Here is a 17,729-nt window from a genome sequence, read left to right on the forward strand (position 1 = left end):
TATCATGAGCAAGAACGTCGTCTTCACACCAGGTCTTCAGATGTACCATTTCACACAGCTTCGTCAAGAGGTAGGCGACCTGCAGGTCATCGGCCTGATGGCTCAGAGACTGGTCAACACCACTCAGCTATCCATACCGATGGCTGTTCGCACCGCGACTGACCAGTTCGAAATGCTTGATCAGCTTCAGCAAGGCAGCCCGGTTTTTTCACAAATGCGGGCGGATGCCGGATTTGGCCGCTTAGCCGTAGACACCACCCCACCCCCTGCGGTGATTCAGCACATCGAAAACAAGGATGAGTGACATGAGCGAGAAACACGCTACCTCAATCGCCTCCGCACTCTACGACCCTGCGACCTCAATCGACTCCATTGACCCGATGGAGCAGTTCGACAAAGGAGACTTTGCTGACTACATCTACGCCAGATTCCAGGCGTCTGAGAAGATTTATGAGCCTTTAAAGGACTGGCTCGCAACGTACCGTATCGAAACGGAGCATATTCTAGGTACAGATTTTCCAGCAACCGAAAATACACAACAGTTGCTCAACTTTGAGCAAGCGAAGCTGTTGGTTCTGGCAAGAATGATGTCGAAGAAAAACAAAAAATGGCGGTCAATTGTAAGCCACTCCAAGCCTTCGATGAGTGCGGTATTCAGTTCAAGCGCCCCTAGCAGTCTCGCTCACCGAGAAAAAATCGAGCTATATCGAGAATACATTCTCCTGCTCAAAAATGGCATGCCAGCAGTGTGTTTAGACTCGGCAAAACCACTACTGGAGAATGCACCGGGCTGCGAATATGAGGGCGGTGTATTTGATATGCTGTTAAGAAGCATGGGAACTATAACTGTCAATTATGTCACAGCTCGTCAACGAGAGTTCGTAGTTGAGTCGAATGAGCAGCATGGTCGCTTTACCGACGCAAGAGGCTACAAATTCTGGCCGTCGGAAGTATCGCCTGCATTTGGAGCGACGGAGGCCATTCATGAAGCCGGCGATAGATTTTTAGACTACATGGAGTCCGTACCACCGGATGCACATAAGGACTTAGCACGGACACGGCTGCTAAAAGACTTTTTCCTTGACTCTGAAAGTTCGTTTTGGGGGGAAACGCAGCAACTCAACAGAGCAATCCAAGATGACCTGCCTCACGAATTGATGAACATGAGCCTACTGATGACCGAAGACGAGATATCCGAACGAGTCGCGCAGGCATTCGATATTCATACTTCGGAATTACCACCAAACCTTTTGGAGGAAGCAAAATATCTCATCTGGCTTTACGGATTGAAACACTGCCCGACTTCATGGGACACGATTGAAGAGGACAGGGACAAGTATTATAGAGGCAACCTTACCCCTGACTATATAGCCGTCGCAGCAGTCATTTTAAACCGCTCACGCCTCGCATGTGACAAGGTAAAAATCACTGTCCCTGGTGAAACCTACGGTACAGTCCCTGTTTACAAGGCTTTTAAACAGGCCTTGAAAAATGCCGGAGTGGTGGAAGGGAGTAGCGTTGAAGAAAACAAGGCGAAACTTTCCGTTGCTTTTCGCGATATAGACACCAAAGTCATGGCTTACATGGCAGCACTATTTTCGATATCGACTCACGCAATTGACGATAGAACCCACACTATGCGAATGGAGTATGCACTTCACCAAATATATGTTAGAGCCAAGCGCACAGCGCTTTTAGCAGAAATGCCAAAGATGCTTAAGGCATATAGTTGTCGCACCGCTTTCAACCTGATTCGCAACTTCTCAAACGAAATTATGAAATTAACACATAACCCTCTGACGGAGGACGTTTGAGTGGTTTCTCGGGAGCCATTACGCATGCAAATCGCTAGCGGCTCGTAGCACGCGGGCCACCCAGAACCGAAGCTGATAGTCAGCGGTAGCCTGGAGGCTATATTCAAAGAGCATGCGCAGCTGATCAAGCTCAATACCAGTGACGCCGTTCGCCTGCGCTTGGTGATAGGAGTGGATGCAGCCAAAAACCAAAACTCAGCTGGACTGATATCCTAATCCCAGCGGCTGATACACATGTGGACGGCTGGCACGATGGTAACGTCATCCAATTGACCGACCCAATCCGTGCCCATCTGCATCGTCCCACATATCCCTGCGGTGGATGGCTCGAGCTATACCAGGACGAGACACCGCTAAACCCCAGGCACTGAAATGGTGCGGGTTTCCAGAAATCACTCCCGCACAGGCCCCAATAAAAAGGGCCACTGGAGCCGACCATGTGGATGTTCATCCGGAATTCTCGACGGTGGTAACGCTCTGCGGTTAGAGTCTCCCCCCTGAACACCCGGCACTGGCTGATCTAGAGGGGCGCTGATCCTCGACTGATCAAACGCAAAGGGCAACCCTTCACTGAATACAGTGCATCTGGCCAAGATGTCATGCAAGCCAGCATAAGACCGACAAGGATCGCAATGAGTCTCTACCACTACACCGACGCCCAAGGACTGATGGGGATCATCCAGAACAAAGCGCTCTGGGCCACCGACATGGGTTTCCTTAATGACTCCAAGGAAATGTTCGCCGGCATCAGCCTGATCCAGCGCCGCTGTGCTGAAATTTTGGCTTCGACCTCGCAAAGCAAAGATGCCGTGGTAATGGCAACCAAAGGCCTTTATGAGTTCATGCCCAAATTTGTCTGGGATAATCTCACCATGCGAGACGTATACATCGTTTCCTTTTCGCGGGCTTACGACAATCTGAGACAATGGATGGCGTATTGCCCCAAGAATGCCGGCTATGCCATCGAATTCGATGAAGCCAAAATCCTACCGTCAGAAGGAATTGACAGGAAGAAGACCGTCGTATGTCGTCTTGAAAAGGTGGACTATGACGAAGAGCACTTGGACAACATCATATCGATCGAGGCAATTACCAAGAAAATTGAAAGGCGAACCACCAGCGTTGAGGACACCTCGGTGGAAATCGTGAATGACCTGATTTTCCACTGCTGCGCCATCAAATCAGCACAGTTTTACGATGAGCGAGAGACCCGTTTGGTCATCCAGTCACAGCTGGAAAAGCAGCAGAAAGTCAGCTTCCGAAGTCGTGCCGGTCTAGTCATTCCGTACTTCGAATATCCCATAGACCTTTCTTGGATTAAAGAAATCACCATCGGCCCAAACGTCAACATGTCTCTGGCTCGTAAAGGACTGGAAACCTTTTTGCGAGTGCACGAAGTCGACTGCAACGTACGCGAAAGCGCATGTTCCTTGAGAGTTTTTTGACCCAAGCAAATCCTGACGGCGTTGACTGGCCGGGCCCGATCTCCGACTATCGCTAGCGGCTACAGACCGGCTGGACGCCCTGCGATTCATCCCGCCATTTGGGCGGGTATAACGTGAGTGCCCAGCCGTTACCCGTTGCAGCTGAAAAGTTGCGTGAACTTCACCAATCAGTGAAAGATCAACGGCCTGAAAGGCCCCTGCAGCGGGCAGCCTTTCAGAAGGGTGGGGCTCACTGAAGCCAGGACTCCACGGTCTCAGCGCCGTGTTCGGCCTTCCAAGCTTTGAGAACAGCGTGGTTACCACCTTTGGTTTGCACCAGCTCACCAGTATGTGGGTTTTTGTAGACCTTCACCTCACGTGGCTTGCGGGATGGCTTTTCTTGCACTTGAGTAGCCTGACGGCGAGTAACTGCTTGCGGATCAAGGATGTTGATCACGTCCCGAAGGGTGTAGCCATACTCACCGAGCAGAGCGCGCAGCTTTTCCTCAAACTCCATTTCCGCCTTGATTGCGGAATCACCTTTCATAGCTTCCAGCTCTGCGAGCTGCTGAGCGAGTTGCTGCTCCAAGCGTCGGTATTCGGCGAGACGTGACATATGCTTGCTCCCTAAATGGTTGTTTCAAGAAGAGGACAGTTTGTCATATTCGACTGCTACATCGAAGTGAAAATGTTCCGCCCAATTGGGCCTAATTCGAGACTCATACTTATGAGTGCCAGTCGACTAACCAGTATCATCGTTCAATGACTGGTCGCTGCCGGGCCGCCCAAAGCCTGAAGCTGATAGTCCGTAACCGCCTGGAAGCGATGCTCAGCGAGCAAACGCAGTCGCTCAAGCTCAGTACCAGTAATACCGTCATCCTGCGCTTGGTGATACGCCTTCAACGCCTCGACGGCTTCCGCGTACATCGGATGATCATGAGGAAGCATTATGCTGAGGTCTTTCATGACTGCTGCTCCAATGGACAAAAATTCCGGGTGGCGTGAGCTCAATATTGCTCAGGCTTGACGGCGTGGAGTATGTCGATCATCCCTCTCTACACCTCCTGTATTCTCGAGGATACAGCTCACGAGCCTTGGGTGTTGACCATCTGCCTGAAGCTCTTTGGCCAGCCGTTTCAACTCAGCAGGTTCTTGGCTCGTGAAGATCAAATCGCAATAGTGAAGGTCTCCGGTGGCCTCATTCAACTTGGCCTGATTATCCTTCATGGAAGATACCTGGGCTGGGCAAGAGCTATCGGCCACTAGGCCAGCCTAGACCGCCCATTGGTGCCTTCAAATTGGCCTCGACCGGGCTCAGAAACGGCGTCACGGCCACCGAGGCCGTGGTAAGGGCTGCTCAAAAAAAATCTAAGCCGCTCTGCATTTGAGGTCAACAGAAAAGCTAGCCGGCCTAGCGGCCGGATAAGCGATTCTTTTGACGGCTCAAGCCAGGAGACATCGTAGCCTTTGATCAAAAAAAGCATCAAAGCCTCTCGACCTTCATGTTGATAGCGAATAGCCAAGGAAAAAGAAAAAGCCAAGCAATAGAAGCAGCTGAAGGGTATTCGATCAGTGACGGGGGAGAGGTGGGAGAGAGCAGCTGTTTTTTGATTACAAATAATATACTCCGTCCCGCAAAAAAAATTTCAAGGGGGGTCTTTGAAAAATATTTTCGGAAGTCGCCTTTCAATGGCTCATGGCCATCAACTACCTGCAGGATCTACCTAAGAGCGAAACCCTCAACGATCCCGCTTCAACCCCTGCACCTCGTGGAATTTTCTATCCGCCCAAAGGCTTCATCGGCCAGGAAGGCGTCCGCTTTTTCTTCGAACATCATACCGAGCCACCGCGCTCGCTTGATGCCTGATCGCTGAGTGAAGAAACAGCTTTCGCAGAGGTGCAACTCGTACACCTCACTGTGGTGTTTCGCCCCGTCACCCCATGCCCCGTGCAATGTTCCAAACTGAAAATCGCCCTCGCGCCTCCGCGTGGAACACCCACAGCCGTCACACGTGACGTCAACAATTTCGGTGGGTTCATGTAATCGCCTGAGCTTCATTTCATACCCCACTCTTTAACTCGCTCATCAGGACTTAAGCCATACACTCAGTGCCTGGTTTTCGAATTCTCACGAGCGCAGTCGCCAGCCCAATCGCACACCACATAGACACTGCGTAGGGTTCGGACAACCAGGAAGCCCTGAAGCTCTTGGGAGTCGAGGACGATTGATGTGATGATCGACGATCCATCCTCGAAGCGACGCTCGCGATCGCCGAAAACGATCCCTTTGAGGGACAGCTCGCCGGCTTCATATCGCACACTCGACAAGTACCCCGTTATCTCGACCCCAAAGGAGCGCTGCATTGCCTTTGCGACGCTGCTTGGGATGGTGATCGCTGGAGTATCCTCAACCGGACAGCTAGAGAGCGGTACGCGGCTTTTGACCATCTAAATCTCCTTGCGTGAACGTTGTTACGTCTGAACTGGGCTCTCCATGGCCGGGCAGTTAACAGGCGAATGAATAAACGCGTGATAGCCATGCCATCCCCCATTCCCTAGGAGAACCTTCGTTGAGCACCACCTCGCGTCCTGGCTATTACGCGTCCCTTATCCATGCGCCCGCTTTCGCCGCCGACGCCACCGGCAGTCGCCAGAGCGAGTGCTGGAAACGCCTCGTTGATGACATTCACAGCTGCACAACCGAGCAAGACCTTTGCGTCGCGAGAGCCAAGGCAGAAGGCTACATCTTCGGCCTGGTCGAAGCTGGCCATCTCCGCCCAGACGGCGAAAGGGACTACGTAATCCTGAGCAGCATCCAGCGCCGAAAAGATTTCCTGCGGACGCTGCTTTCGACACTCAGTTGATGAAGCATTCGCGTCTTCAGGCGCCCGCCAAGGCGCCTGGCTGCCTCCCAGAACGCGCATCTGGTTGGTCGGCTGTTGCGATCAATGCTCGAAGGCTGTCACGGCCTGCGCCGCCCCTGAAGGACGTCAGCACGTAATTCCCGCACTTCGAGGAGATAACCCAATACCGACCTATCTTCGACAGGGTGTAGATCGGCTCCGTCCTTAGCGCATAGCCTCGCAGATGCTGCGCACGCCCTCGGATCGGTTGGCCAAAAACAACACCGAACGCGCAGTCCGCTGAGATGACCACATCACTCAGGTAAGCCGTGATGGGCATAGGGTATTTCTGAGCCATTGCCCGGATGACCCGCTTGAGTTGAAAAGTCGATAGCTCTTCACCGCAGTATTCCTTGATTTGATCTGCCATTCACACTTCCTGTTCATACGTCAAAAACACATCAATGAGCTTGGTGCTTGCCGCTAAAGCGGGATTCAAATATCGATGGTGAATTCAGGGAAAAAACCAGTGCGCTCACCGGGATACCCCTTGGGGTTAGAGACCGCACGACAGCCAGAGATGACGGTGTCTACAGCGTGATGCGTATGGCCAAAAATCCACACGTCGGCCTGCGCTACCAGGTCGTGCCAAGCATTGAAATAAGCAGCCCCCAAGTGACCCTCATGACCACTCCCGGCTACCTCAGGGATAGGGCAATGGTGCGTGACCACCACCGTCTTGCCCTCAAAACTCTTGGCGAGTTCCGTGGCCAGAAAAGCACGGGCAGCAATATTCCGAGCGATGAGGTCGACCGGGCGAAGCTTGCTGTATCCCGCACCGACGCGGATCCGTTTGAAGTCAGTCATCCACTCTGAACACTCCCGCATCGCGGCCCTGTAATCGCCGGTTGCGGTGTAATCCGTCCAAGCCGTAGCGACCAAAAAACGGACGCCGCCAATGACGATGCTCTGGTTGTCCAGCACATGTACGTGGTGCGCAGCGGCCTCACACATTTTGACCAACGTCCGGTCAACATTTCCGCCGTAATGCTCGTGGTTGCCGCAGACATAAATCACCGGGCAATCGAAGACCTCATTCGCCCAATGCACACCCCGGCTACGCACTGAAATGTCGCCCGCCAGTACAACGAGATCCGCGTCTACTGAAGGTGGCTGGAAGTCAGCAAACTCCAAGTGCAAGTCAGAAAAAACCAAAACCTTCATACGGAACCCCGTACTCCACGCTGCGGAAGGCAACGTCGCCCATCCAAGGCCACCCAGAGGGGGCCGGGCTCAAAAAAAACTGGAATGCTCTACAGCTGCAACGACAAAACCAGCTCGAGCTTCGCCTGCTTCCGGTAACCATCACCGACGAGAAGGTAGACCGTGCTTCTCGTTTCAAACATGCACGGGTGCTCGAACGAAACCCCATACGTAGATCTCACCCAGGAGTGCGGCGCAAAACGCCTCCGGCTGTCATGGATCACGTCATGGGCAAAGATCACCATGGGCGCAATTCCATTCGGTAACGGCTCAACCTCTTCCGGAGGTAGCTCGACCAGAATCCAGCGCTGCACCAGGCAAAACGCTTTACCTGAAAAGCGTTCGTGCGCAGCTTGAACTAGGTCAACTCTCGTACCTGTCCAACCCTCCAATAGCTCCCCGGCGCCGTAAAGAAACTCCGTTATCTCATCCAACGAGATGACCATGATTCAGCCTCTCGCGCTCGAATAGACGTGGCCATCACTCGTGACAAATTCGTACACCGGGGTTGGCTGGGTATCATCCTTGATCCGAATTTCGGAGAGCAGCTTCATCGAGAACTCGGTCTGGTTGGTCATCGCTGGAGGGGCGAGAAGCTGGACTTTGTTAACGCTTAAAAAATCCACTGCATCCCCTTTGCAGAGGGAATCAACAACCTCAACGCTCGACACCAAACGCACGGAGGGGCCTAAACAGCCATTAACGAAGCCACTTCCTTCAACGACAAAGTAATAGCAATCAGGATTGAGGCTTGCTGAATCCCAAAACAAATTCAGGCTGTCCAGAGCTAAAAACTGCCCTCGGAGTTCGGTTCTTTGGGTGACCAGCACAACACACTCCACCTATTAATCGCGGGCATCTAGCTAGCACTTCGCCCTTAAACAATTCATATAAATTGACAACCTCACGCCCACGGATGATCGTGCTTTAAGAACAAAAGCCACATGCGGGGACGGATGACGCCACCATACCACCATTCTACATTCACTGCCTATAGTACGTGGATGTAGAATTTCCAGTGTGGCCTTATGCTTCCCTTTGCGGGAAGCTCAACATGCCAACGCGATACACCCTGGCAGCCGTCCTCCGCGCTACCCGTGCCGCTCGCGGCCTGTCCCAAGAACAGCTCGCATCCACGGTGGAGCCTCGGCATTTGCACAGGATCGAGCACGCGAAATCCAACATCAGCTTCGAGATGCTCGAAGACATCAGTAAACGCTTGGACATTGACTCGGTAGCACTCCTCGCAGCTGCCTCTTGCTACGAGCGCCAAGAACAACTTGAAGAGTTCATGACGCACCTCTGGACAGAGCTAAGCAAGCTGCGTGAGATGCGTGTGATGGAAAGCCTGCCGGCGCAGTTCTCGAATGGGGCCCTGATAGCGGCGAAATCCGGCAAGCCTCCGACCCCTCCAGACAGGATCAAAGCGATCCTCGACTGCAAGGCTGAGGGCCTCAGCCAGAAAGCAACCTCAGTGAAGCTGGGGATGCCTTATTCCACCGTACACAAGTTCTGGCACCTGCCTGCGGGGGAGCAGAAGGCTTGAGGAAGGGTGAGACTCCAATAGCTCTCCATAAGGCGCTGTAGGCTCGCCCGAGGTGCTGTAAGCAGGAAATCAACTGAGCACGACAACCGACCCCGAGGGTCGGTAATCGTATGCCAGGTCAATCAGACCGAGACCGCTGCCGCGATGTGAGGGTGCGGGTCGTAACCAACGAGCTCGAAATCTTCGAACTTGTAATCGTAGATCGATGCCGGCTTGCGCAGCAGCTTCAGCTCAGGCAACTGCCGAGGTTCACGAGCGATTTGAGTTTTCACCTGCTCCATGTGATTGGAGTAGATGTGGACATCACTCAACGAAATCACGATCTCACCTACATCCAAGTCGCACTGCTGAGCCAGCATGTGGGTCAAGCACGCCAAGGACGCCGTATTGTATGGCAGGCCGAGGAAGCTGTCGGACGAACGGATGAATAGGTGTGAAGACAGTTTGTTGTTCACAACATAGAACTGGTACAGCAGGTGGCACGGAGGGAGTGCCATCTTGCCGTTTTTGGCGTTCTCTTTCGGGCTCACCTTCTCATCAGGCAGGAACTCGACATTCCACCCATGGAACAAGATTCGACGACTATTAGGGTTCGTCTTCAACGCATTGACGACATAGTCGATCTGGTTGATCGTCTTACCGTCCTTGGTAGGCCAAGCTGTCCACTGCTTGCCATAGACCGGGCCTAGGTCACCGTCTTCAGTGGCCCATTCATTCCAGATCTTCACACCATTTTCGTTGAGCCACTTAATATTGGTATCACCATTAAGGAACCAAATCAGCTCATTAACAATACTTTTAAAGTGTAACTTTTTGGTTGTGAGCAAAGGAAAGCCTTTGGACAAATCATGGCGAAACTGACGGCCAAAGACACTCACAGTACCAGTGCCAGTACGGTCACCCTTGACCGCACCATTTTCTAGAACATCAGTCAGTAGTTCCAGGTAGCTTTTCATGAAATTTTCTCCGCCTGGGCAGCTTCCAGGATACTGATCACCTGCTTGAGTCTATCAATTTCCTTCTGCGAGTCCAAGACCCGCCGGTTAGCATCCGCTAGAAGGTTCTGATAAGTATCACGGGATTTCATCATGTTAATATACTTTACTTCACTATTTTGATGCTCTTTTTCAGCATCCTTGGCTTTGGTAAACCAATGCAAAACTTCAAGCCTTGCGCTCTCCAACTTTTCAGTCAGGAGCGTAACAGGATCAACTGGTTTCTTTTTTGTTACCTGTTGACGCAGAACTTCAATGCGCCGATTTTCCTTGATGGTCTCAAGCCGCTCCAAAGGCCATACACGCTGCCTGATAGTATTGCGGTGAATACCCGTTAGCCGGCTCAATTCAGCTGCTGTTGCTTTCAGTGAGTCATTCGCCGCAATGTCCAGAAGCGCTTGTGCGAGCAGCTCAGAATACCGATCAAAATCTTCTTTGTTTTTCTGGTCGAAAGCTTGGGCGTTAGTCATTTAGAGTTCCTCACCCAGCAGCTCAAGAACGCCGTAAGCCTCTTCCATTGCAGCTTTGCTTTGCGCATGCAGATGGGAGTACTCCGGGTTCCCCAAAAGCTTCTTGTTTTGGTAATACACATCGCGCCAAGCAGGGGCGTTGGCCTTGCTGACGACAGCATTTTGGCAGCGGTTAGGGTTGCAGCGAAGCCCACCGATGCAGGGGATCGATTCATCGAACTCCATGGGCCCGCCGCCGTAGCAGAAGCCCTGGCCCACGCTGATGACAGCGATGTGCTGTTCAGCCATGGCCTCGAAGATATCGTCCTTAGTGTGCCCGGATGCCATGTACCCTTTGAATACCCTCTGCAAACGCTCCTTGTGCGCTGCAGCGTTCACACCGGCATAACTGCCATCAGGGTCGAATCGCTGCTTGATGCTCTCAACCTCGGCGTCATGGCGGAAGGACTTGCCACTGACGCCTTTGCCACCGTTTTTCGTCAGCATGTCAGCGATCTCGCCGTATCCCAGCGTTGTTTTACTGAAACCCCGCTCAGAATGGCCCACCCCTACGATTTCGCCGAAATGCTTCAGCTGGTGAGAGATGAAGGGAAGGCCCACATCCGCACGGTAAAGCTGATAGGCGAGCGTGTGCCGCATCATATAAGCATTGAAGTCGAGGTCGGAGAACTGCTCAGGAGTCAGAACCTTCTTGAAGAATTTATCTAGTGTCTCCTTGGAGCCGGCACCACCCAGCGGCTGACCCAGCTTGCCAAAGGGCACCGTGTCGACGTTCGAAAAAATGAAATCGTTATTCTTATATTTGGCAAGTAACTGAGCAACACGCACGGCATCGCGAACAATCGGAATCGCCAACCAGAAGTCGTCAAACAGTTCAACTAGGTTATCTTCATGCTTACTGACATTGCTTCTCAACACCCAGTAAGTGCCATCAAATATCAGACAGGAACTCGCCAAAAGCTCGGCATATTCGGAAGGGCGCATGCCCGTATACTGACCAATGACATACATACAAGCGTAGTTAATATAATTCAAATAATACCTGAACCCATCGTCAATCTTTGAGCCAGTATCGTCAGAATACATCTTCACCGCATCTAGAGCGTCTGTAAAAAAGTAATAGCTTGAATCAAAGAGCGCACCGCCAACCACCTTGGAGACTTCACTCTTAGGAAACCCTTTGTACTCAAGACGCTTATAAACATACACATTGAACTTGAGCGGACACAATCCATATATTCGGCTTAATAATTGCTTTTCCGAGTTGCGGCGATTCAAAGTAAGAGTATCGACAACCCTTTCACCCATAGCGTCAAGAAAATCGACAATGGCCAGCGAGGAAGCGCGCGAGGATACTTCAAAGACGTCGTTTGGAAGCACCTGTCGCTTCTTTTTCTTCTCTCCCTCAGGACGTTTAGCTTTACCAAGAAGCTTCCATTTGAGCGTTAAAAGATTTACAACGGGCAAGCTGGAACCAAAGACATTCTCTACGAGATATCCAGAGCGAAGTCCTTTAAAAAAAACTTCCAAAGCATTATCAAAGACATATTCAAATTCTTTCGCAGCTTCCTCATACAAGTGAGAAGGCAGCTTGTAAACCGACAGCAATTCGCGTTCAACATGTTCCCGCCCCAACTCTTGAACTGCAGCCGAATAGATTTTATCTAAGAATCGCAATCCAGCTTCGAATCTAGCTATCACTGTATTAGGTTTTGGAAGCGCCTTTGAAACTCGCATGGAACTTCCTTCCTCCGGCACTCCACTAACCCCCTTCAAAATAAGCATGAAGGCAGTTCGCAACTCAAGCATCGCAAACTCAGGAATATTCGGGTACTTTGTGAAGTCCATTTGCAGCTTCGCTCCGCGAACATGCCGCGATGCATTAGGATAGTCCGCATTGAAGTCCCAGACCGGCGAAACAAAGGCGGAAATCTTGGATACCTGTAATGACTGAATATAATTCAGAAATTTCAGAGCTTCACCCGAAGCAGCACCATCATCACCTAATTTCAACTGAAGCAAAATCGTAGATACGGAGTCTCGATACTTGGCAAAAGACAGCAGAGATGCAAATTCGACCTGTTCCATAAATTACAACCCCACGCCATCAATGAGAATAGTTGTATCTACGAACTCAGCGAGACGACGACCTTCGGCAAGCTCTTCAGCAGTAAAATCAGATTTGTCACCAAGGATACTTTCGAGCAGCGACAAATTCTCATGCACTACATGCCCATAAGGGGTATCCATCACTCGGCTGACCTCAGCAAGTTTTCGATAATCCCGCTCCATGGCAAATAGCTCAGGCAGGTTGGAAGCAGTGAGCAGGACGTTCTCACAGCCCAAGCACATGTTGTACATGGAACATGGCCGCCCAGGTACGTAAGTGCTCAACCTTTTGATGAAATCTGGGGGGTTGAAGATATTCTTGCAGCTTGCCAATGGCGTCTTGAACACCACCACTGGAGCATCGAGCTGTACGACGTCGATGAGATTTGAGGATTGTGTCCCGTTCGGCTTGGGTGCAATAGGCAGATCTGCTGCCTCAACCGCACGGTCGTGAAGCTGCCGTAGCGCCACATCTAGCTTGGCACGGGCAATGGTGTTGAAATCCATCCGATCGAGGTATGCCTGGGTGGTCTTGATGTGTTTGTGGCCCAGAATCAGCTGGATTTCACGAATCGGCACACCACGCTCAACCAGCTCGCTGATGAAGCTCGGACGTAGGCGTGCGGAGGTAAGGTTCAGTGGGGTGCCTTCATCGCTTAGGATGCCTTTTCGCTGCGCATAGCTGTTGAAAACGACCGTTACGAACCCGTTCTTACCCGTGGTAAACGACTTAACCTCCAGGAAGGCGCCGGGCGAACTCGATTGCCAGATGAATAGGCTGTTTCTCGCTTTCTCAGGCGCAGCGCCACGGAACCCCTCGGTGAGTGCCTCCACGTCCTTGAAGACTTTCGCTACCGCTTCAGCCTGAGAATTGGTGAGCCAGGTGATATCCGCATCAAAGAGATCAACGGGCATCACCTTTCCACCCCCTGAGCGCTCCTTCCAATATTTCAAGCAGGCACGCCCGGTCAGCTCATGCTGCGGCTCGAAGTCGTCTAAATTCAGATATTTTAGCGAGTCCGCATTAAGACCCGTTATTTGCCCCAATTTAATCGCATACGGTGCGATAACTTGGGAGTCGATAACATAATGTGTACCCCAGCTCTCTAGGAGTTCACGCAGGCCTACGCCTGAACGACTAACTATGCCCCAGAACGCATCAGTGTATGAATCACCCCTAGTTCTCGATCTCGTACCTACCACACTACAGTTCAACTTGTTTTCGAAAATCCACCGGGCATTGTCGAGCGTACCGAATCCCTTTTTCACCTGGCCATTGGAGCCGACAGGATCCTCACCAACGCCGGATAACTGATATGGCTGCGCGAGCGCATTGTTGCGCAAGATGTCTTCATCTACGCATGCGGCGATCCGCCGACGTTCGGAACTTGTATACGGACGATACTGATCCGTTACTCGGTCAGCATCAAATCCCTGACAGTTGACAAAGTCAGGGCCAGCATAGCCCTTAAGGTTCTTGATGACGGTGAGCGTTTTGCGGAGCGCACTGAGCAAGGTATTGGCAAAGGTCGGGGAGCATTCTCCACGGACAATCATCTGCTCCAGATGGCTGTAAATACGAGGAAGGATGAACGCATCCAAGGTGGCAGCAATGGGCTCGCTTCCGATGAGTCCACGCTCGAGGAAAAAACGCGACACTAGGTTGAACGCATCGAGGTAATTCCGTTCGCCCGAATCACTCGCCGTTTTCAACGATGCAATTGCAAAGGCATGCTTGAGATCATTGAATGGCTTGCCCTCTGAGGCTGCTTCAAGGTCGGCCAACGTTACGAACTCTTTCATTCGTAGCCGCTTGAAATCAACGAGGATGGATTCCTCTGGGATGAATTCTTCTTGATTTTCGCGCCGCTCTTTGACGGTTTGATAGTCGCTGGAAATTACCCCCAGACGCTGGAGGTCTTGGTTGATTTCATCGTACGCGCTGGCGACACCCGGGTAACGAGTGATATGGGCCTGGATTCCTTCCAGGCCTGGTATCAAAGTAAGACCACGCCTCAAGCTCAGCTTGTTGCCGAAAATAGGAAGCTTACGTTTGTCCTCCTCAGGAAGGCTTGTGTACCAACCTAAAACTTTGAGGCGCCAGTTGCACCCAGCAGCAGATTCACCGCGCTGGATTGCGCCACTGATGCACATATCCAAGATCAGCTTCTGCTCCGCCAGCTCAAAGACTTCAAGCGACGGGTCAAGATCTTTGCTGGCAATATAAGAGGCGCTCAGCATGAGCGGGGCGTACATCCCGCTGTCATTGTCGCTGAGTTCTACTTCGTAGCAGCTAAGCGGGTTCTCCTCCAGCTCCTTTAGCCAGCTATAAATCCGTGAGCTTCCGGTGGCGCGCTCATAAATACTCATTTTTTATCTCCCAAACGAATCTTGAGCGCGGTCTCGGCAACGAGAGCTGCCATGCTACTTGCCTTAGTTGCAACCTTTCCATTAGAGGAATGGCAGACGCGAAACACTTCTTGAGGAAGCTGTAGGTAGTGCCGTTCGGTAGTGGTGCTGTTGCTATGCCCCAAAGACAATTGAGCCGCGATCAGATTATCCAAATAGGTCTCACCCAAATCAGGGCTGGTCATGATTTCGTATCCATGTCCATGCCGAAGCTTGTGCGGAGAGATACTGCGAGCTAGCCGCTTGCCTTTTAGTGCGCGCTCCGAGATCCGCTCAAGCAATTTACTGACCGCATCTGCATTGAATGGAGATCCCTCTGAGTTGAAAAAGCAGGGAGTAACATCGGCGGACTCATACTGTCTCGCGTATTTTCGGTACAACGGAGTAGCGTGATAGCGCTTAATACGCTCAAGCGTAGGCTTACTCACTATTGCATATCGCTCTTTCAGCTCTTGCCCGCGTCCTTTGCTGCCCTCGATGAAAAGTGGGCAATAATCGGGATGTATCCACTCAAGATCATTTTCACCGATGAAATTAGCGCGGGAGAAATCGAGGGCCTTGTTCACCGCACCAAGAGTAATCCTGCCAACCTCGCTCCGACGAAGACCCGCGTCAAAAATTGACTGCAAGAGAACCCGCTCTCGCTCACTATCAGTGCTCAGAATGAGGGACTTCAGATCTTTGAGCGAACAGGGCTCAATCAGTTTTTTCTTCGGCGGCGGCGAAATGAATCCAGCAGCATACGGATTATCTTCTCGCAGAGCGGGTTGATGATTACGGCCAATACACAAGAAGTCGTTGAATAGGGCAGCGTAACAACCATCTCTGTTTCGGATAGTTACCGACGACAAACCTTCAACCTCGCGCAGATGAATGAAGTATCTGGCGATTCCCTGCTGGCTTACATTGAGAAGAATCTCATCCCAAGAAGAATGTTGGAATGTGGTAGTCCCTTTAAGGTTCTCGAGCAAGTACCCGATATTCCGCCCATATGTTTCAGCAGACGGAAAGGAGAGATTCGCGGTTTTTATAGCTTGGGTAAGGTACTCACTTACAAGCGGGACGAGCCTCTCTTCCGAGTCGAAGAGCCCCACCGCCGTCACAGATGCCAGGCCTGCTGCGTGTGGCCCGTCCTCGTTGAGCATCGACCCGCCCAGGTCGACCATTTGATTTTGTGTGACTACAACCTTCACCGACTACCCCCTTTTGAAGGCCGCCCATCCTATGCAGAATGTGCAGCTTGTCAAGGTCAAGATAAAGTCGGGAGAAAGACAAATTTTTTTACGCTGCTAGCGCATACTGTGCGTTATTGGCTGCGTCATATAAAAGACCCAAGTCGTTGGAACGGATGTAAAGCGTCAGGGAGATTTCCCTGGTCTCGACATTCGGGTGGAACTGGTACAGCAGGTGGCACGGCGGCAGCGCCATCTCGTCCAGCTGCGCGCAGTTCCAGCCGTGGAACAGGATGCGCCGGCTGCCCGGGTCGTTGGCGATGGTGTCCAGGCACTGGCGCACCTGATCGATAGCCTTGTACAGGATGACGAAGGCGACACCGTCTTCCTCGTCCTGAGCAATACGGCGGAAGCCCGCCTGCTCGGCCATGGCGATAGCGGCGGGGTTGCCCAGCGGGATGCGCTTGTAGCCAGGCCACTGGCGCCACTGCACGCCATATATTTCACCCAGGTCATCATGGCCCTGGCGGAACGGGTTGGCCAACCACTGGGCGTTTTCGTTGGCATTCTGGTCCCACACCTTGCAGCCCAGCTCGCGGAACTCACCGGCGTTCTTCACGCCGCGCAGGAAGCCGACCATCTCGCCGATCGCCGACTTGAACGCCAGCTTGCGCGTGGTAATGGCCGGGAAGCCCTTCTGCAGGTCGAAACGCAGCATCGCACCCGGCAGGCTGATGGTGCGGATGCCGGTGCGGTTGCCCTGCAGCGTGCCGTTTTCGATAACGTCGCGGACCAGGTCCAGATACTGTTTCATGGCTTACCTGTAGCAGATACGGCAGGGGGATCGCCCCTGCCGTGGGATTAATCAGGCGGGATTCGCCGTGGGCTTGCGATTATAAGCCCACCAGATCAGGCCAAGGCCAGCAAGGATCATCGGCACGCAGAGAATCTGACCCATGGTCAGCCAGCCCCACGCCAGATAGCCCAGCTGGGCGTCCGGTACGCGAACGAACTCGACGATGAAACGGAAAATGCCGTAGAACAGCGCGAACATCCCGGACACGGCCATGGTCGGCCGCGGCTTGCGCGAGAACAGCCAGAGGATCACGAACAGAGCCACGCCTTCCAGCGCAAATTGATAGAGCTGCGACGGGTGGCGCGGCAGTTGCGCGGGGTCGCTGAAGGGCGGGAAGATCATCGCCCACGGCACGTCGGTCGGCTTGCCCCACAATTCGGCGTTGATGAAGTTGCCGATACGCCCGGCGCCCAGCCCGATCGGCACCAGCGGCGCGACGAAGTCCATCAGCTCGAAGAACGACTTGTTGTTGCGCTTGCCGAACCACAGGGCTGCCAGCATCACCCCAATGAAGCCGCCGTGGAACGACATGCCACCTTTCCACACCTCGAAGATCAAGGTTGGGTTGGCCAGGTAGGCGTGCAGGTCGTAGAACAGCACGTAGCCCAGGCGGCCACCGACGATTACCCCCATCGACAACCAGAACACCAGGTCGGAGAGCTTTTCACGGGTCCAGGTCGGGTCGAAACGGTTCAGCCTACGCGAGGCCAGCAACCAGGCGCCACCGATGCCGATCAGGTACATCAGGCCGTACCAGTGAATTTTCAGTGGGCCAATGGCCACGGCCACGGGGTCTATCTGCGGGTAAGGCAGCATGGAACTTCCTCT

At 52.6% G+C, this 17,729-nt stretch carries 20 protein-coding genes; 6 read left to right on the forward strand and 14 right to left on the reverse strand.

Annotated features, from left to right (window positions below):
- Nucleotides 1-4 precede the first annotated feature (4 nt).
- The 3 genes from GEV39_RS23875 (at nt 5) to GEV39_RS23885 (ending at nt 3,259) form a co-directional block, all read left to right on the forward strand.
- A complete protein-coding gene (locus tag GEV39_RS23875) occupies nt 5-304 on the forward strand; it encodes a hypothetical protein (RefSeq protein ID WP_173891460.1) in 300 nt (99 codons plus the stop codon).
- A gap of 1 nt (nt 305) precedes the next feature.
- Nucleotides 306-1,814 (forward strand): hypothetical protein, encoded by a 1,509-nt coding sequence (locus GEV39_RS23880; protein ID WP_173891461.1) that lies wholly within the window; start codon nt 306-308, stop codon nt 1,812-1,814.
- A 632-nt stretch (nt 1,815-2,446) separates the two neighbouring features.
- A complete protein-coding gene (locus tag GEV39_RS23885; RefSeq protein ID WP_173891462.1) occupies nt 2,447-3,259 on the forward strand; it encodes a DUF2971 domain-containing protein in 813 nt (270 codons plus the stop codon).
- A gap of 229 nt (nt 3,260-3,488) precedes the next feature.
- Here the strand turns inward: GEV39_RS23885 and GEV39_RS23890 are convergent, their stop codons facing one another.
- Nucleotides 3,489-3,854: a histone-like nucleoid-structuring protein, MvaT/MvaU family gene (locus GEV39_RS23890; protein WP_173891463.1), complete on the reverse strand. Its 366-nt coding sequence runs from the start codon at nt 3,852-3,854 to the stop codon at nt 3,489-3,491.
- A 143-nt stretch (nt 3,855-3,997) separates the two neighbouring features.
- On the reverse strand, nt 3,998-4,204 hold the full coding sequence (locus GEV39_RS23895; RefSeq protein WP_173891464.1) for a hypothetical protein: 207 nt from the start codon (nt 4,202-4,204) through the stop codon (nt 3,998-4,000).
- Between the two features lie 730 nt (nt 4,205-4,934).
- On the opposite strand from GEV39_RS23895, the gene GEV39_RS23900 reads away from it, so the two are divergent.
- On the forward strand, nt 4,935-5,105 hold the full coding sequence (locus tag GEV39_RS23900) for a hypothetical protein (protein WP_173891465.1): 171 nt from the start codon (nt 4,935-4,937) through the stop codon (nt 5,103-5,105).
- Nucleotides 5,106-5,344: 239 nt separating this feature from the next.
- Here the strand turns inward: GEV39_RS23900 and GEV39_RS23905 are convergent, their stop codons facing one another.
- Nucleotides 5,345-5,686: a hypothetical protein gene (locus GEV39_RS23905; RefSeq protein WP_249414304.1), complete on the reverse strand. Its 342-nt coding sequence runs from the start codon at nt 5,684-5,686 to the stop codon at nt 5,345-5,347.
- Between the two features lie 122 nt (nt 5,687-5,808).
- Between GEV39_RS23905 and GEV39_RS23910 the strand changes: the two genes are divergently transcribed.
- Nucleotides 5,809-6,102: a hypothetical protein gene (locus tag GEV39_RS23910; protein WP_173891466.1), complete on the forward strand. Its 294-nt coding sequence runs from the start codon at nt 5,809-5,811 to the stop codon at nt 6,100-6,102.
- Nucleotides 6,103-6,118: 16 nt separating this feature from the next.
- On the opposite strand, the gene GEV39_RS23915 is transcribed toward GEV39_RS23910, so the two are convergent.
- The 4 genes from GEV39_RS23915 to GEV39_RS23930 all read right to left on the reverse strand — a co-directional run bounded on the left by GEV39_RS23915 (nt 6,119) and on the right by GEV39_RS23930 (nt 8,174).
- The gene (locus tag GEV39_RS23915) at nt 6,119-6,511 is read right to left on the reverse strand and encodes a hypothetical protein (RefSeq protein WP_173891467.1); all 393 of its coding nucleotides are present in this window, start codon (nt 6,509-6,511) and stop codon (nt 6,119-6,121) included.
- A 65-nt stretch (nt 6,512-6,576) separates the two neighbouring features.
- A complete protein-coding gene (locus GEV39_RS23920) occupies nt 6,577-7,305 on the reverse strand; it encodes a metallophosphoesterase family protein (protein WP_173891468.1) in 729 nt (242 codons plus the stop codon).
- Between the two features lie 89 nt (nt 7,306-7,394).
- Entirely contained in the window at nt 7,395-7,790 is a 396-nt protein-coding gene (locus GEV39_RS23925) for a DUF6957 family protein (protein WP_173891469.1), read from the reverse strand.
- 3 nt (nt 7,791-7,793) lie between these two features.
- Nucleotides 7,794-8,174 carry a hypothetical protein gene (locus tag GEV39_RS23930; protein ID WP_173891470.1) on the reverse strand — a complete coding sequence of 127 codons (381 nt, stop codon included), beginning with the start codon at nt 8,172-8,174 and terminating at the stop codon, nt 7,794-7,796.
- A gap of 224 nt (nt 8,175-8,398) precedes the next feature.
- Here GEV39_RS23930 and GEV39_RS23935 point away from each other — a divergent pair, with 224 nt between their 5' ends.
- Nucleotides 8,399-8,890: a helix-turn-helix domain-containing protein gene (locus GEV39_RS23935; RefSeq protein ID WP_173891471.1), complete on the forward strand. Its 492-nt coding sequence runs from the start codon at nt 8,399-8,401 to the stop codon at nt 8,888-8,890.
- A 122-nt stretch (nt 8,891-9,012) separates the two neighbouring features.
- Here the strand turns inward: GEV39_RS23935 and GEV39_RS23940 are convergent, their stop codons facing one another.
- From GEV39_RS23940 to lgt, 7 genes are all read right to left on the reverse strand, one after another.
- Nucleotides 9,013-9,846, reverse strand: a complete 834-nt coding sequence (locus GEV39_RS23940) for a thymidylate synthase (protein WP_144820921.1) — start codon at nt 9,844-9,846, stop codon at nt 9,013-9,015.
- A complete protein-coding gene (locus GEV39_RS23945) occupies nt 9,843-10,355 on the reverse strand; it encodes a helix-turn-helix domain-containing protein (protein WP_173891472.1) in 513 nt (170 codons plus the stop codon). Before GEV39_RS23945 ends, GEV39_RS23940 begins: the two co-directional genes overlap by 4 nt.
- Nucleotides 10,356-12,443 carry a site-specific integrase gene (locus GEV39_RS23950; RefSeq protein ID WP_173891473.1) on the reverse strand — a complete coding sequence of 696 codons (2,088 nt, stop codon included), beginning with the start codon at nt 12,441-12,443 and terminating at the stop codon, nt 10,356-10,358.
- 3 nt (nt 12,444-12,446) lie between these two features.
- Nucleotides 12,447-14,834 (reverse strand): tyrosine-type recombinase/integrase, encoded by a 2,388-nt coding sequence (locus GEV39_RS23955; protein WP_173891474.1) that lies wholly within the window; start codon nt 14,832-14,834, stop codon nt 12,447-12,449.
- Nucleotides 14,831-16,066 carry a tyrosine-type recombinase/integrase gene (locus GEV39_RS23960; protein ID WP_249414305.1) on the reverse strand — a complete coding sequence of 412 codons (1,236 nt, stop codon included), beginning with the start codon at nt 16,064-16,066 and terminating at the stop codon, nt 14,831-14,833. The genes GEV39_RS23955 and GEV39_RS23960 overlap by 4 nt, the downstream gene beginning before the upstream one ends.
- 88 nt (nt 16,067-16,154) lie before the next feature.
- Nucleotides 16,155-16,859: a thymidylate synthase gene (locus tag GEV39_RS23965; RefSeq protein WP_173891475.1), complete on the reverse strand. Its 705-nt coding sequence runs from the start codon at nt 16,857-16,859 to the stop codon at nt 16,155-16,157.
- Nucleotides 16,860-16,910: 51 nt separating this feature from the next.
- Entirely contained in the window at nt 16,911-17,717 is an 807-nt protein-coding gene (gene lgt / locus GEV39_RS23970; RefSeq protein WP_009685084.1) for a prolipoprotein diacylglyceryl transferase, read from the reverse strand.
- Between the last annotated feature and the right edge of the window lie 12 nt (nt 17,718-17,729).

Source organism: Pseudomonas sp. NY5710 (assembly GCF_013305665.1).
Classification (GTDB): Bacteria; Pseudomonadota; Gammaproteobacteria; order Pseudomonadales; family Pseudomonadaceae; genus Aquipseudomonas; species Aquipseudomonas juntendi.